Annotated in this window: 15 protein-coding genes; 2 read left to right on the top strand and 13 right to left on the bottom strand. The window is 70.1% G+C overall.

What is annotated here, in order from left to right; genetic code table 11:
• Positions 1–126: 126 nt before the first annotated feature.
• The 6 genes from ACWEKR_RS22155 to zapE all read right to left on the bottom strand — a co-directional run bounded on the left by ACWEKR_RS22155 (position 127) and on the right by zapE (position 5,471).
• Entirely contained in the window at positions 127–597 is a 471-nt protein-coding gene (locus ACWEKR_RS22155) for a hypothetical protein (protein WP_452356069.1), read from the bottom strand.
• Complete coding sequence (locus tag ACWEKR_RS22150) at positions 594–1,868, bottom strand: DUF58 domain-containing protein (protein WP_452356068.1); 1,275 nt, start codon at positions 1,866–1,868, stop codon at positions 594–596. The genes ACWEKR_RS22155 and ACWEKR_RS22150 overlap by 4 nt, the downstream gene beginning before the upstream one ends.
• On the bottom strand, positions 1,865–2,827 hold the full coding sequence (locus tag ACWEKR_RS22145; RefSeq protein WP_195088527.1) for an AAA family ATPase: 963 nt from the start codon (positions 2,825–2,827) through the stop codon (positions 1,865–1,867). Before ACWEKR_RS22145 ends, ACWEKR_RS22150 begins: the two co-directional genes overlap by 4 nt.
• Before the next feature lie 29 nt (positions 2,828–2,856).
• Complete coding sequence (locus ACWEKR_RS22140) at positions 2,857–3,342, bottom strand: hypothetical protein (protein ID WP_452356125.1); 486 nt, start codon at positions 3,340–3,342, stop codon at positions 2,857–2,859.
• Positions 3,343–3,376: 34 nt separating this feature from the next.
• The gene (locus ACWEKR_RS22135; RefSeq protein ID WP_452356067.1) at positions 3,377–4,294 is read right to left on the bottom strand and encodes a DUF4129 domain-containing protein; all 918 of its coding nucleotides are present in this window, start codon (positions 4,292–4,294) and stop codon (positions 3,377–3,379) included.
• Between the two features lie 178 nt (positions 4,295–4,472).
• Positions 4,473–5,471, bottom strand: coding sequence for a cell division protein ZapE (zapE, locus tag ACWEKR_RS22130; protein ID WP_452356066.1), 999 nt, complete (start codon positions 5,469–5,471; stop codon positions 4,473–4,475).
• 63 nt (positions 5,472–5,534) lie between these two features.
• On the opposite strand from zapE, the gene ACWEKR_RS22125 reads away from it, so the two are divergent.
• On the top strand, positions 5,535–6,113 hold the full coding sequence (locus tag ACWEKR_RS22125; RefSeq protein WP_452356065.1) for a TetR/AcrR family transcriptional regulator: 579 nt from the start codon (positions 5,535–5,537) through the stop codon (positions 6,111–6,113).
• Between the two features lie 9 nt (positions 6,114–6,122).
• On the opposite strand, the gene ACWEKR_RS22120 is transcribed toward ACWEKR_RS22125, so the two are convergent.
• From ACWEKR_RS22120 to ACWEKR_RS22090, 7 genes are all read right to left on the bottom strand, one after another.
• Positions 6,123–6,560, bottom strand: a complete 438-nt coding sequence (locus tag ACWEKR_RS22120; protein WP_195088542.1) for an NUDIX hydrolase — start codon at positions 6,558–6,560, stop codon at positions 6,123–6,125.
• Positions 6,561–6,623: 63 nt separating this feature from the next.
• Positions 6,624–7,802, bottom strand: coding sequence for a lipid-transfer protein (locus ACWEKR_RS22115; RefSeq protein WP_452356064.1), 1,179 nt, complete (start codon positions 7,800–7,802; stop codon positions 6,624–6,626).
• Positions 7,795–8,214, bottom strand: coding sequence for a MaoC family dehydratase (locus ACWEKR_RS22110; protein ID WP_195088546.1), 420 nt, complete (start codon positions 8,212–8,214; stop codon positions 7,795–7,797). The genes ACWEKR_RS22115 and ACWEKR_RS22110 overlap by 8 nt, the downstream gene beginning before the upstream one ends.
• Positions 8,211–9,161, bottom strand: a complete 951-nt coding sequence (locus ACWEKR_RS22105) for a bifunctional MaoC family dehydratase N-terminal/OB-fold nucleic acid binding domain-containing protein (RefSeq protein ID WP_452356063.1) — start codon at positions 9,159–9,161, stop codon at positions 8,211–8,213. The genes ACWEKR_RS22110 and ACWEKR_RS22105 overlap by 4 nt, the downstream gene beginning before the upstream one ends.
• 3 nt (positions 9,162–9,164) lie before the next feature.
• A complete protein-coding gene (locus ACWEKR_RS22100) occupies positions 9,165–10,403 on the bottom strand; it encodes an acyl-CoA dehydrogenase family protein (RefSeq protein ID WP_452356062.1) in 1,239 nt (412 codons plus the stop codon).
• Positions 10,388–11,452 (bottom strand): acyl-CoA dehydrogenase family protein, encoded by a 1,065-nt coding sequence (locus tag ACWEKR_RS22095; protein WP_452356061.1) that lies wholly within the window; start codon positions 11,450–11,452, stop codon positions 10,388–10,390. The genes ACWEKR_RS22100 and ACWEKR_RS22095 overlap by 16 nt, the downstream gene beginning before the upstream one ends.
• A 25-nt stretch (positions 11,453–11,477) precedes the next feature.
• A complete protein-coding gene (locus ACWEKR_RS22090; RefSeq protein WP_452356060.1) occupies positions 11,478–13,631 on the bottom strand; it encodes an acyl-CoA dehydrogenase family protein in 2,154 nt (717 codons plus the stop codon).
• A gap of 145 nt (positions 13,632–13,776) precedes the next feature.
• On the opposite strand from ACWEKR_RS22090, the gene kstR reads away from it, so the two are divergent.
• Positions 13,777–14,427, top strand: coding sequence for a cholesterol catabolism transcriptional regulator KstR (kstR, locus tag ACWEKR_RS22085; RefSeq protein WP_043686038.1), 651 nt, complete (start codon positions 13,777–13,779; stop codon positions 14,425–14,427).
• The last annotated feature ends 9 nt before the right edge of the window (positions 14,428–14,436 follow it).

Here is a 14,436-nt window from a genome sequence, read left to right as displayed (position 1 = left end):
TTCTGCGGACGCGCGTTCTATGCCCTCGCGAAGCGGCCCCTACGGGGGAAGCGGCCGGGAGTCTGATCCGCAGCACGTTTGGAAACACGGGCTGGATAGCCCCTAGACGGACGAACGCCTACCGGGCTACGGCGTCTCAGGCTCCGCCCGACGGTCCAGTTCCCGATCGCGATGCCCGCGCCGGGCGGCGGCGCCCTGGATCACCAAGGCGTACAGCACCAGCACGAGCACCGGCGCGGCCAGCGGCGCCCAGGCCAAGCGCAGTGGGAGCAGAGCGGCGGCGACGGCGACCGCCGCGAAGCCGACCGCACCGGTCACCGACGGGATCGTGGTCGGCACCACGCCGTGCGGGGCGGTCACCGTCGCCGCGTTGAGCAGATAGGTAGTGGCGACCAATCCCGTTGCGGCCGAGGCGAGCACACCCGCGTCGGCAATCGCCAGCACGGCCACCGCGAGCAGTACCGCGCAGACCGCGAGCGGCCGCAGCCACCAGCCGAGCGCGACGAAGACCAGGGCCGGAATGCCGATCCACGGCTCCAACAGCGCCACCGACGCCGCCAGCAGCACCCCGGAGAGAACGGCGAGGAATCTGGTCATCGGCGCACCCGTACGGCCCTGCGGTGCTCGGGCAGCGCCCGCATGATCTGGTCCAGGCGCGCGTCCTCCGGCCACGCCACGATGTCGACGCCGACGGTGCCCATGTCCCGGTACATGGCCGCGCGCTCGAGCTGCCACATCTTGGCCAGAATCGGGTCGAGGTCCTCCCGGAACGGCGTGCCGCGCAGGACGTCCACCACGACCACTACGTGCCCGCGCTTGCGCAGGTCGATCAACGCGAGCGCGAATTGCGTGTCCAGCAGCGTGGAGAACGCCACCACGATCGCGCCGAGCGGCACCGCCGCGTGCGGCGCGAGCGTGCCGGTGGTGGGGATGTGCTCGTCGCCGACGTCGAGCACGGTGTCCACGATGCGGTAGAACTGGCGGCGTCCGATGTCCGGCCGCAGCCAGCGCGGCGCCTGGCCGAGGCAGACCACGGCGGTCCGGTCGCCCGCCTGCAGGGTCGACTGCACCACCTGCGCCGCGCCGCGCACCGACAGCTCCAGTGAATCGGTGGCCGGTCCCGGCGCCTGCTGGGAGGTGTCCACCAGCACCACGACGTCGGCGGAACGGTTGGTCAGCCGCTCGGTGACATACAACCGTCCCCGCCGCGCGCTCACCGGCCAGTTCACGATGCGCAACTGATCGCCGGGCGCGTAGGCGCGGATGTCGGCGTATTCGACGCCGGGGCCGTGCCTGCGGGTCAGGTGGGTGCCGAGCCGCTCGGGGAGTTCCGTGCGCGGCAAGCGCATGCGTTGCGGATCGGTGATCGGATACACGAACAACTGGCCCGCGGGCAGTATCGCGGTGGCGACCGCGAGCCCGGCGGGGCTCAGCGCGGAAACCCGTACCGACACCGGGTAGCGCCCCCACCGGCCCGCTGAGAGGGCCAGGCGCAACCCGGCGGGCGCGACTCCGGAATCGCTGGCCTCTTCGACCTGCATCCCCAGCCCCGCCGAGCTCTGCGGTTTCAGGCGCAGCAGCGCGTGCCCCTTCTCGACGAAGGCGGCGACGGTGAGCGTCACCTCCTCGGTCTCGAAACAGCGCAGCGTGCCGCCGCCGTCGACCTGGATCCGGGTGGAGGACTGCTGCCACGGCGCGGTGGCCAGCACGCCGAGCAGCGGCGCGGCGAAGACCAGCAGCTGCCACCTGCCGAGGACCACCGCGAGCACCAGGGCCGCCGCGGCGCACCCCGCGAGCATGAAGACCAGCGGGGCGGGCCGCCACCGCAATTCGGCGTCGACCGCCGAGCTGGCGTCGCGGTGCCTCATGTCATGGTGGCGCGCGGGACCGGCAGACGGCGCAGCAGTTCGGTGATGACGTCCTCGCCGCGGATGCGGCGCACCCACATCTCCGGCCGCAGCGTGATCCGGTGCGCCATGGCCGGGATCGCCAGCGCCTTCACGTCCTCGGGGATCACGTAGTCGCGGCCGAGCAGCAGCGCCCGAGCCCGGGACATCTGCACCAGGTCGAGTTCCGCGCGCGGGCTCGCGCCGACCTCGACCTGGGGGTGCCCCCTGGTGGCCGACGCCAGCGCGACGACGTAGCTCACCACGTCTGGGTGCACGGTCACGTATTCGACGGATTGCCGCATCTCCAGCAGCCCGTTCGCGTCCACGACCTGGTTGACCTGCGGCTGTTGCGCGCCGCGTTCCAGCCTGCGGCGGATCATCTGCGTCTCGTCGCGCTCGGACAGGTACCCCAGCCGCAGCTGGATGGCGAACCGGTCGAGCTGGGCTTCCGGCAGCGGATAGGTGCCCTCGTACTCGATCGGGTTGTCGGTGGCCAGCACGATGAACGGTTGCGGCAGCAGCAACGTCTCGCCGTCGATGCTGACCTGCCCCTCCGCCATCGCCTCCAGCAGCGCGGCCTGCGTCTTCGGCGGGGTGCGGTTCACCTCGTCGGCCAGCAGCACGTTGGTGAACACCGGCCCGCGCCGGAAGGTGAACCGGCCGGAGGACATGTCGTAGATCGTCGACCCCAGCAGGTCGGCGGGCAGTAGATCGGGCGTGAACTGCACCCGGGTGAACTGCAGCCCGAGCGCGGCCGCGAACGATCTCGCGATCAGCGTCTTGCCGAGGCCGGGTAAGTCCTCGATCAGCACGTGCCCACCGGACAGCACGGCGATCATGATCAACTGCAACTCGTCCTGCTTGCCGACCACGACCCGGGACAGCTCCCGGAGCACGGCCTCACTGCGCTGGATGGTCACGTCCATCGGCATGGTCATGTGTGTACCCGCACTTGCCTCAACCCATTTCACATTCTCTGCAGGCGGCTCAGGATCTCGTCCAGCGCCGCACGTCCCGGTGCCCTGCCGGTCTGATCACGCAGGGCCGAGTTGGCCGGGTCCACCCAGCGCCACAGCTCGGGCCCGAACTGGTGGATACCCGCTGCCTCGACCGCTCTGCGGTTCTTCGCCACCCGCTGTCCGCTGGACAGCTCGAACTCCTTGGCCAGCAGCGGACGCAGGTGCCGGTCCCAATCGGCACGGCTGCCGTCCGCGCGGTCCGCGAGCATCTGCGCCCTGGCGTGCCAGCGTTGCAGCATCTCCGCCGGCCCGTTCTCCATGTCCTCGACCTCGTCGTCCGCGGCCTCCGAGCGCTCGAACAGCGACCAGACCAGCCAGACCAGTGCCACCGCCACCGGGATCCCGGCGACGACCAGCAGCAATCCGCGGGCGCGCTCGACGGCGACCAGCTCGACCAGCGCGATGACGATCACGGCGATGATCACCACCCCCATCCGATTCACGCGAGGTCCTCTCTCGCCCGTCCGGTCACGCGGGCACCTCCCCTTGCAGATCGGCGAGCACGATGCGCAACAGTTGCTCGGCCCGCATCCGTTGCCATTCGAGCATGGCGTGCGGGCTGAACCTGGCCTCCTCGAAGAGAGCGACCAGCTCGCGGGCGGACGCGTCGTGCAGCGCGCCGCGTTCGAACGCGCGGGCAAGCACTTCCATCGGGGTGTCCGAGACGAGTGGTGCGGCGGCGCGGTCGGAGGCGAGACCGCGCTCCATCGCGACGTAGCAGGCGATGATCGCGGTGCGCGGGTCCTGACCCGGAGCGTTCATCGCGGCCAGACCCATCTCGGCCGCGCGGGCCAGCGAATCCGCCACGGTGGGCGCCGCCGCGACCGTCTGCGCGGGCACGGGAGCGGGCTTGCGCCGGGTCGACACCGCGACCACGACCAGACCGCTCATCGCCACCGTCACCAAGCCCGCGGCCGCGATTCCGGCGAGGACCAGCGCTGTCCCGGTCAACTCCGCCGACCTCGGGTCGGATTCGGCGGACGGTGGCGTCCCGTGCTCTGGCGGCGTGCCCGTGGTGGTGGCGGGCGCCGCAGGGCGCGCGGGCTCGCTCGACCTGCTCGCGCCGAGGAAGTAGATCGCCGCCGCGGCCGCGAACAGCACGCCGAGCAGCGCGAGCGCGCCCAGCAGCGCGAGGCCGACACGCCCGAGACGCCACTGCGTGCGCTCCTCCTCCCGCTCCGGCTCCGGCATGGCCAGTGGCAAACGGTGCTGACTGGCGATCACCCCGGCCAGCAGGATCACGATGGACACGGTGAGCAGCACCGGCATGAGCGCGACCGACAGGGCGGACGGTGCGTGCCTGCGCGACTCGGTTTCGGTAATTCCTGGGATGTATCCGTGCAGGGCGATGGCGGCAAAAGCCAGCAGCGTGATCAGGACGATCACGCGCGATATCGGCGCTCGCGCCCGGGCCACTGGTTACCACCAAATCTGAGTACTGCACAAAACAGCCACATAGTTACATGCCGGGCGGTCCGCTCGGGATGGAATGGAATACTTCGGAGTCTCTCCTCTTAAAGCGCAGCTGTGCGGGAAGTCGACCGGCCGTCCATCATGGCGGCGACTAGCCGGTGATATCGGACGAGGACTGGGACAATTCACAAAGCCGGCTCGCCAAACGTGAGATATCCGGCACTTCCGCGACGTCTCGCACGAGCGCGGCGAGCGGCGCGGACGCGACGACGGTGAGCTCCCGATCGCTGTCGTAGAGAACATCGACCACGTTCACGAAACGCATCGCCCAGTCGGGCGGAACTTCATACAGCCGTGGCACTTCCCGGATTTCCCAGCGCGGAAATCGTTGGGCCAGCGCAACATAATCCGGTGCGGAAGTTGGGACTCCACACAATGCGGCGAAGTCGATGACGAGAGCACCGTCGTCTCCGGCAATGGCGTGCAATCTACGGGCACCGAGGAAAATCTCGGCCGACGCTTCGTTGTCGCGTTGGGACGCAGCGATTTTTCCCGTGCCGACAGCGGCCGCCGAGCGCGCCACGACGTATCGTCCGGCGGCGAATCCGGAGCGGACGGCGCACGCGCCGAGGGAGCGATAGTCGATCGCGCCGTCGACCGGCACCACGTCCATGTGCGCGAGAATCCGGTCTATCGTCGGCAGGAACCGGTCGTGGAACAGCGGATTCGGCAGCAGGCCTTCCGGCGGGTAGTTCGAGGTCACCACGAGCGTGACGCGGCGGGCGAACAGCGCGTCGAGCAGCCGTGCGAGCAGCATCGCGTCGCCGATGTCGTGCACGTGGAATTCGTCGAAGCAGATCAGCACGGCATCGCCGAGCAGCGCGTCCACCGCGGCATCGATGGAGCCGGACGCGTGTGCCGTGGCGTGTAATTCGGCGAAGAATGGATGGAAGTGGTAGCGCCGCTTGCGTTCGGACGCCACCGAGGCGAAGAACCGGTTCATGAGCATCGTTTTGCCGCGTCCGGGTCTGCCGTGCAGATAGACGCCCCGATGACGCCGGACCGGGCGACCGCGCCGATCGACCAACTCGCGCAACCGCGCCGCCGCCCGCGCCTGATCGGAATCCCACCGGATGACATCGGGTTCCATGACACCTCCTGAGTCCTCTACATTTGTAGAGGACCGGCCACCCGGCCGCCAGGAAGGGTGATGATGTCCACAGGCGACCGGCGCGTGCTCCTCATCGACACGGCCATCGAACTGATCGCGACCAAGGGCCTGCGCGCGCTCACCCACCGCGCGCTGGACACCGAACTGGCCCTGCCCCTGGGATCGACCTCGTACTACTTCCGCACCAAACGCGCGCTCATCGAGGCCGTCGTGGACCGGATCACCGACCGATCCCGGGCGGATTTCGCCGCCGCCGCGCTCGCGCCCTCCTCCGCCACCGCGCCGGAATCGGCCGCTGAGGCCATCGCCGCCCGGCTCGACCGGCTGCTGGCCGACCGGCGCGCGCATCTGATCGCCCGCCATGCCCTGCTGGTCGATCTGCTCGACGATCGCGACCTGCATCCCCGGCTGGCGCACAGTCTGTTCTCGGTCGACCGCGCCCGGGAGCTCTTCCACGCCATGGGCGCATCCGACCCGCGGACCCGGGCGGAGGACTTCGTCGCCGTCGTCGAGGGAGCCGTCTTCGACCGCTTCGCGGGCATCCGCACCGCCTTGCGCCCCGGCACGCCGGAGAGTGTGCGGCAATTGGCCCGCATCCTCACCGCACACCTGAACGCGTGACCGCCGCGCTCAGTCCGGCCAGCCGCGCTGGCTGTAGGTCACGCCGTCGAGAAAGCCGCGGATGCCCGCGGCCGGGTACGGGATGAGTGTTTCCGGCAGGTTCGCCAGGGGGAACCAGCGCAATTCGTACGACTTGTCGGGCTCGCGGTTGACCGGCTCGCCCGACCAGCGGCGGGTCTCGAAGAACAACCCGATCCGCGCCTCCCGCCCGGTATCGACCACGTGCGCGGAGTGGACGTGCCGCAGATCCGCCGGGGCGATCACCACACCGACCTCCTCGCAGGCTTCGCGGGCGGCCGCGGCGAGCGCCGACTCCCCCGCCTCCAGCTTTCCGGCCGGCAGGTGCCACAGCCCGTCGAACTCGTCCGCACTGCGCCGCCTGCTCAGCAACACCTCCGCGCCGCGCAGCAACAGCACGTGCACGTCCACCAGATGCCGGTCCACCACCGACCCCAACCTACGCCTCGGCGACTCCCACCCATCGTCCGCGCGCGGGCGACACCGAACCGATCAGCCGGTGGTGAGCACCAAGCCGGAGGTTGGGACGCCGGTGCCCGCCGTGACCAGGATGTTGGTCAGGTCGGAGACCGGATTGACCGAGGTACCCCGGATCTGGCGCACAGCCTCGGCGATGCCGTTCATCCCGTGGATGTACGCCTCACCGAGTTGGCCGCCGTGGGTGTTGAGCGGCAGCCGGCCGCCGACCTCGATGGCGCCCCCGGCGATGAAGTCCTTCGCCTCGCCCCGGCCACAGAACCCGAGTTCCTCCAGTTGCATGAGGACGAACGGGGTGAAGTGGTCGTAGAGGATGGCGGCCTGCATGTCCTGCGGACGCAATCCGCTCTGCGCCCACAGCTGCTCGCCGACCAGCCCCATCTCCGGAAGACCGGTCATGGCGTCGCGGTAGTAGCTGGTCATCACGTACTGGTCGGCCCCGGAACCCTGCGCGGCCGCGGCGATCACGGCGGGACGCTGCGGCAGATCGCGGGCCCGCTGCACGCTGGTGACCACGATCGCGACGCCGCCGTCGGACTCCTGGCAGCAGTCCAGCAGATGCAGCGGCTCGGCGATCCAGCGGGAGTTCTGGTGATCCTCCAGAGTGATCGGCTTGCCGTAGAAGAAGGCGGCCGGGTTCACCGCGGCGTGTTTGCGGTCGGCCACGGCCACCCGGCCGAAGTCTTCGCTGGTGGCGCCGTAGACATGCATGTAGCGGCGGGCGACCATCGCGACCTGCGCGGCCGGCGTCCCCAGCCCCTGGGGGTAGGACCAGCCCGCGTCGATGCCCGACGACGTGGGCGCGGTGGCCAGCGCCGTGGAGAACTGCCCGAACCGCGACACCGACCGCTCGTTGAACGCGCGATAGGCCACGACCACGTCGGCGATGCCGGTGGCCACCGCCATGGCGGCCTGCTGGATGGTGGCGCACGCCGCGCCGCCGCCGTACCCGATGTGGCTGAAGAACTTCAACTGCGGAATGCCGACCGCCCTGGCGACCGCGGCCTGGGTGTTGGTGTCCATGGTGAAGGTGGTCAGGCCGTCCACGTCGGCGGGCGTCAGGCCCGCGTCGGCCAACGCGGCCGTGACCGCCTCGGCGGCCAAACGCAGTTCGCTGCGCCCTGAGTCCTTGGAGAAGTCCGTGGCGCCGATGCCGACGACGGCGGCCCGGCCGGAGATCCGCTGATCAGACATCAGCCCTCCGCAACGCGATGACGGCCGTGGCCGTGATGTGGTCGCCGAGGCTGTCCGTACCGACCACGGCGATGTGGATGTCGTCGCCCTCCAGCGCGGTCACCGTGCCGGTGAGCGTCAGCGTGTCGCCTGCGTACAGCGGCACGCCCAAGCGCAGCGCGATCGACTTGACGATCGCGCGCGGGCCCGCCCAATCGGTGACGAACCGCTGCACCAAACCGGTGTCGGTGAGGATGTTGACGAAGATGTCCTTCGAGCCGCGGGCGACGGCCTTGTCCCGATCGTGATGCACGTCCTGGAAGTCCCTGGTGGCCAGGGCGGTACTGATCACGAAAGTGGGATCGGCGTGGATCACCAGCTCCGGCAGCACCGTGCCGACGCGCACGGCGTCCGGTTCGACGGCCGCGGTCATGCGACCACCTGCCAGACCGGCAGGACCGCCTCGTCGTCGAGCTTCTCGAAGCCCACCTCCACCGGCAGGCCGACCCGCACCTCGGCGGGGTCGATGCCGCGCAGTTCACCGAGCATGCGCACGCCCTCCTCCAATTCGACCAGCGCCACCACGAACGGCAGCTGCCGTCCCGGCACCTTCGGCGCGTGATGCACGACGTAACTGAACACGGTGCCGCGCCCGGAGGCGACGATGTAGTCGGTCGGTTTCGACTTGTCCTGCCAGATGGCGGGAATCGGCGGATGCCGCAGCGATCCGTCCGGCAGCCGCTGGATACGCAGCTCACCGGCCTTGGTTCCGTCCCAGAAGAATTCGGTGTCCCAGGAGACCAGCGGCTTGACCCGCTCGCCTGCTTCGGGTTTCGGCGCCGCGGTGCCGGGAGCGAATTTCAGCAGCCGGAACAGCATCTCGGCGACCACCTCGTCACCGACCCGCCAGCTGGTCTGGAAGGTGACGAACCATCCCTCGCCCAGCGCGGTGCGCTTCGGGCCGCGGATATCCGACAGCGTGCTGGTGACCGAGACCTGCTCGCCGACGTTGAGATAGCGGTGGTAAGTCTGCTGACAGTCCGTGGCTACCACGGAGGTGTACCCCGCGGCGTCGAGCAGCTCGGTGGCCGCCCCCATCGGGTCGTCGGCGGGCCGGGAGCCCCCGAGCCCGAACATGGTCCACACCTGAGCCATGGCGGGTGGCGCGACGATGCCGGGATGTCCCGCCGCACGCGCCGCCTGCTCGTCGACGTAGATCGGGTTGGCATCGCCCAGCGCCTCGACCCAGTTGTTGATCATCGGCTGGTTCACCGGATCGCGCCCGACACGGGGCGCGCACTCACCCGCCGCCTGGATCGCCCGGGCTGCGTCGAGAATCGCTTCCGGAGTAGTGGTTTCCGGCACGCGCGGCTCCTTCATCGGTTATCGGGGTACTCGCGGCAGCCGCAGTCCGGACGAGGCGACCAGCTCGCGCATCACTTCGTTGACGCCACCGCCGAAGGTGACCACGAGGTTCTGCTTGGTCCTGCGGTCCAGCCAGGTCAGCAGCTCGCCGGTGGCCGGGTCGGCCGGGTCGCCGTAGCGGCCGACGATCTCCTCGGCGAGTCTGCCCGCCTCCTGGAGCGATTCGGTGGAGTAGACCTTGGTGGCGGACGCGTCGGCGATCACCTGGGCCTGGTCGCCGTCCACCGTCCCGGCGGCGGGAGCGCCGGGCCCGGAGGCGGTAGCGGAGCGTGACCACGCAGGGCCCTGCGACCGCCGCCCATCAGACGCCGCGACCTGCCAGTTCAGCAGTTCGTTCAACCGGACCATGGCGTGGATGCGGCCCAGCGCGCGCCGCACGTCCAGTTCGGCGAGCACGCCGCGCGGTTGCGCCCAGTCGCGCACCCGGTCGTAGAGCTGTTCGATCTTGCCCGACGGACCGAGGCTCACCCGCTCGTGGTTGAGCTGCGTCGTGATCAGCTTCCAGCCCCGGTTCTCCTCGCCGACCAGCATGCTCGCCGGGACGCGCACGTCGTCGAAATAGGTGGCGTTGGTGTGGTGGGCCCCGTCGCAGGTGATGATCGGCGTCCAGGAGTAACCGGGATCGGTGGTGTCCACGATCAGGATCGTGATGCCGCGGTGGCGCGACTCGGTGGAGCCGGTGCGGCAGGCCAGCCAGATGAAGTCGGCTTCGTGCGCGCCCGTGGTGAAGATCTTCTGGCCGTTGACGATCCAGTCCCCTGACTCGTCGCGCACCGCCGAGGTGCGCAGCGCGGCCAGGTCGGTGCCCGCCTCCGGTTCGGAATAGCCGATCGCGAAATGGATGTCTCCGGCGAGGATTCCGGGCAGGAACCGCTGCTTCTGCTCGTCCGTGCCGAACTGCTGCAACGTGGGTCCGACAGTCAACAGCGTCACCAGCGGCAGCGGAACGTCGGCGCGGACCGCCTCGTTGAAGAAGATCTGCTGCTCGACCGGCCCGAAGCCCTGGCCGCCGTATTCCTTGGGCCAGCCGACGCCGAGCCAGCCGTCGCGGCCCATCCGGCGCACCACGGCGCGGTAGGCGTCGCCGTGCCGGTTCACCGCCATCTCCGCCTCCTCGTCGGGAGTCACGAGATCGGCGAAGTAGGAGCGCAGTTCGTCGCGCAGCCGGCGTTGCTCGATGGTCAGGTCGATGAACATCTGGCCCCCAATCGGTCGAGCCGGAACGACGCGCCGCCGAGCCAGCGAGCGATGTCCTTGGCTTGTGAGTAGTAGCGGTGCATCGGGTGGGTCACGTCGACGCCGAGGCCGCCGTGCAGGTGGTGACACTTCTGCATGGCCGCGGGCAATTCCCCGGCGACCGTGTAGGCCAGGATCTCCAGGTCGTCGTCGGTGCGCTCGCGATGCTCCTGGCTCGCATCCTCCTGCGCCAGAGCCCAATTGGCGGAGATGGCGGCGACGTGCAGGGTGCGCGACACGACGTACAGATCCGCGATCTGCTGGGCTACCGCCTGGAACTCCGCCAGCGGCCTGCCGAACTGATGACGGGTGCGCAGATGCTCGGCGGTGAGCGTTATCGCCCCCTTGAGCAAGCCATCGGCAACCGAGCCGATCGAGGCGACCGCCAGCCGGTGCAGGTCGGCGAGCCCGACCGGCCACAGCTGGTCGGCAGGGATCTCCACCTCCTCCAGGCGCACCGTGCACTCGGGGATGCCGCCGGAGACCGGCGTCGGCGTCCGGGTGAGCCCGTCGGCCTGAGCGTCCACGACGGCGATGCCCGCGTTGGTCGGCACGAGCAACCAGCTCGCCTCCTCGGCGTACGGCACGGCGACCTTGTGGCCCGTGACGCGCACCGTGCCGCCGTCGACGATCGCGGTCGTCTCCGGCTTGACGGTGAAAGGTGCCGCCGGTTCGCTCAGCGCCGCGGTGAGCACGGCGCCTTCGGCGACCCCGGGCAACACGAGCTCCTGCACGCGCTCCGGCGCGCAGGCCACCACGGGCAACACGCCGAAGCCCAGCGTCGGCAACGCGGGCACCGCCACCGCGTCGGTGGCCAGCTCGGTGAGCAGCGCCGACACCTCCAGCAGCCCCATGCCGTCCCCGCCGTACCGCTCCGGCAGCGCGACCACGAGCAAGCCGGAGTCGGCCAGCTTCGGCCACAACCGCATGTCGCGCGCCGGTTCACGTTCCAGCAAGCTCACGACGACCTCGGCCACGGCGTCCTGGCCCTCGTCCCTGGTGAAGTCCACGCTTGTCTCCCGATCGACTGTAGGGCTAGCTGTCCGCGTCACGGGGCAGCCCCAGAATCCGCTCACCGGCCACGGTGAGCAGGATCTGCTCGGTTCCGCCCGCGATCGACAGACAGCGCGTGAGCAGGAACTCCTTGGTCACCTCGGAGTCCTGCGCGCCCAGCGGGCCCGCCGCCTCCGCGGCGAATTCGGCGACCGCTTGGCGGTGGCGCACGCCGACCAGCTTGCGAACGCTGCTCTGCGCGCCGGGGTCCCCGCCCGCCAGCATCTTCACCGCGGCGCGCTGTTCGAGCAGCAGGCCCGCGATCGCCTCCGCGACGAAACCGCCCAGCCGGTCGTTCACCAGCTCCGCGCCGGGGCCGGTGGCGGGCGACTTCGCGATCAGCTCTTCGAGCACGGGCCCGATTCCGTTGCCGCCCATGGCCACCCGCTCCGTGGAGAGGGTGGAGCGGGCGATCTTCCATCCGTTGTTGAGCGCGCCGACCACGCAGTCGTCCGGCACGAACACGTCGTCGAGGAAGACCTCGCTGAAACGCGCTTCCCCGGTGATCTGCACCAGCGGGCGCACTTCGAGCCCGGCGCTGTGCATGTCGACCAAGAAGTACGTGATGCCCCGGTGCTTGGCCGCGTCCGGGTCGGTGCGCGCCAGGCAGATCGCCCAATTCGCCTTGTCGCCCAGCGAAGTCCACACCTTCTGACCGCGCAGCACCCAGCCGCCGTCCACTTTCTTCGCGGTGGTGCGCAACGCCGCCAGGTCGGAGCCCGCTTCCGGCTCGCTGAACAGCTGGCACCAGACCACCTCGCCGCGCAAGGTCGGCCAAGCGAAGCGCTCGATCTGCGCCGGCGTCCCGTGCTGCAACAACGTCGGAATCGCCCAGCCTCCGATGGCCAGGTCGGGCGCGGTGAGCCCGGCGCGGCGCAGTTCCTCGGAGATCACCAGGCCGGTCATCGGGTCCGCGGCGCGCCCGTACGGGCGCGGCCAATGCGGCATGACCAGGCCGGCTTCGACCAGCGCGGCGCGCTGCCGGTCGGCGGGCAGCGCCGCGATCCGTGCGACGTCGGCCGCCAGTTCGTGCGCGCGATCGCCGTCCACGGCGGCCACGCCTTCTTCGGCGAAGACCCGGTCGGCGCCGGTGGTGCGCCGCAGCCCCCGGCGGGTCAGCTCGGTGACCCGGGCTCGCCAGCGCGCCGAACCGCCGAGCAGCTGGCGCAGCGCCGCCGCCCGGCGCAGATACAGGTGCGCGTCGTGTTCCCAGGTGAAGCCGATACCGCCGAGCACCTGGATGCAGTCCTTGGCGGTCTCGACCGCGGCGTCCAGAGCGATCGCTGCCGCGATGGCGGCGGCGATCGGCAGCTCGGCGCCGCCGTCGTCCACGGCGGCCGCGGTGTCGGCCGCCACGGCGCGGATGAGCTCGGTGCGGCACAGCATCCAGGCGCAGATGTGTTTGACCGCCTGGAACGAACCGATCTTGCGGCCGAACTGCTCGCGCACCTTGGCGTACTCGACCGCGGTCTCCAGGCACCAGCCCGCGAGACCGGACAGTTCGGCGGCGACCAGCGCGATGAGCAGATCCCCGGCGGCGTGCGGCGCGACGAACACGCGTTCGGCGGGCACGCGCAGGTCGGCGCAGTGCACCCGCGCCAGCGGCGTGCTCTGGTCCAGCGGCGAGAGCGCCTCCACCCGTAGGCCTGCGGCGTCTGGCGGCACCAGGCACCAGCGCTGCCCCTGAGGTTGGTCGATCGGCAGCAGCACGGCGGTCCCCGGCGCGGCGCCAAGCACGGAATCCCAGGTACCCGCGAGCAACACCCCATCGCTTGCGGCGGGTACGCTCACCGTCGAACCGACGACGAAGTCGAGTGCGACACCGCACGGCAGGTCCTCGTCGAGTTGCCCGGCGGTGATCAGATTGGCCAAAGCCGTTGCGAGCACCGGGCCGCCGACCAAGTCGTGCGCCGCCTGCTCCACCAGCACGGCCAGATCGGCGACCGACCCGCCCGCACCGCCCGCGTCCTCGGCGACCGCGACCCGGAAGATCCCGATCTCGGCCAGCGCGGGCCAGTAGGCGCGCCAGAAGTCGGCCGCACCGGTCCGCATTGTTGCAATTGGACGGACCGACGCAGCCCATCCGCGCATCGACTCCTGGACGGCTTTATGCTCGTCAGTGGTGGCGATGGTCACACTCCATACCGCCTTTCCGGCGTGACTCCCACACCTAGAACATGTTCTAATATCCTAGCCGGGCGGAAGTCAAGAGACCATCGCCGCCGCGGCCACACCGCGCACGCAGCCGACGAAACGACGTTTCCGGAAAGGACTTTCATCAATGGCCAGTCCGTCCCGATCGCAGCCAGCCGACCCGAGCGCGGCCCGGCCCGCGGCCACGGTCACCACGCTCAGCGAGGACGAGCTGAGCTCGGCGGCGCAGCGCGAACGGCGCAAGCGGATCCTGGACGCGACCTTGGCGCTCGCGTCCAAGGGCGGCTACGACGCGGTCCAGATGCGCGCGGTGGCCGAACGCGCCGACGTCGCCGTCGGCACGCTGTACCGCTACTTTCCGTCGAAGGTGCACCTGCTGGTCTCGGCGCTGTCGCGCGAGTTCGAGCAGATCGAGGGCAAACGCAAGCCGCTTGCCGGACAGTCTCCGCAGGAGCGCATGCACCTGCTGCTCACCCAGATCACCCGGATGATGCAGCGCGATCCGCTGCTCACCGAGGCCATGACCAGGGCGTTCATGTTCGCCGACGCCTCGGCCGCCGCCGAGGTGGACCGCGTCGGCAAGGTCATGGACCGCGTCTTCGCCCGCGCCATGAACGACGGCGAGCCGACCGAGCGCCAACTGGCCATCGCCCGGGTGATCAGCGACGTGTGGCTGTCGAATCTGGTCGCCTGGCTCACCCGGCGCGCCTCGGCCACCGATGTCACCGAACGCCTGGAACTGACCGTCGACCTGCTACTGGGCGAGCGCAACCAGTAAGCTCTAGGC

It is taken from the genome of Nocardia sp. NPDC004573, from assembly GCF_053602135.1.
This window is presented reverse-complemented; position numbering and strand designations above follow the sequence as displayed.

What these genes read in the sequence shown, in the direction of transcription:
- ACWEKR_RS22155 (WP_452356069.1), bottom strand. Translation starts at nt 597, where the DNA reads ATGACCAGATTCCTCGCCGTTCTCTCCGGGGTGCTGCTGGCGGCGTCG.
- ACWEKR_RS22150 (WP_452356068.1), bottom strand. Translation starts at nt 1,868, where the DNA reads ATGAGGCACCGCGACGCCAGCTCGGCGGTCGACGCCGAATTGCGGTGG.
- ACWEKR_RS22145 (WP_195088527.1), bottom strand. Translation starts at nt 2,827, where the DNA reads ATGACCATGCCGATGGACGTGACCATCCAGCGCAGTGAGGCCGTGCTC.
- ACWEKR_RS22140 (WP_452356125.1), bottom strand. Translation starts at nt 3,342, where the DNA reads ATGGGGGTGGTGATCATCGCCGTGATCGTCATCGCGCTGGTCGAGCTG.
- zapE (WP_452356066.1), bottom strand. Translation starts at nt 5,471, where the DNA reads ATGGAACCCGATGTCATCCGGTGGGATTCCGATCAGGCGCGGGCGGCG.
- ACWEKR_RS22125 (WP_452356065.1), top strand. Translation starts at nt 5,535, where the DNA reads ATGTCCACAGGCGACCGGCGCGTGCTCCTCATCGACACGGCCATCGAA.
- ACWEKR_RS22115 (WP_452356064.1), bottom strand. Translation starts at nt 7,802, where the DNA reads ATGTCTGATCAGCGGATCTCCGGCCGGGCCGCCGTCGTCGGCATCGGC.
- ACWEKR_RS22110 (WP_195088546.1), bottom strand. Translation starts at nt 8,214, where the DNA reads ATGACCGCGGCCGTCGAACCGGACGCCGTGCGCGTCGGCACGGTGCTG.
- ACWEKR_RS22105 (WP_452356063.1), bottom strand. Translation starts at nt 9,161, where the DNA reads ATGAAGGAGCCGCGCGTGCCGGAAACCACTACTCCGGAAGCGATTCTC.
- ACWEKR_RS22100 (WP_452356062.1), bottom strand. Translation starts at nt 10,403, where the DNA reads ATGTTCATCGACCTGACCATCGAGCAACGCCGGCTGCGCGACGAACTG.
- kstR (WP_043686038.1), top strand. Translation starts at nt 13,777, where the DNA reads ATGGCCAGTCCGTCCCGATCGCAGCCAGCCGACCCGAGCGCGGCCCGG.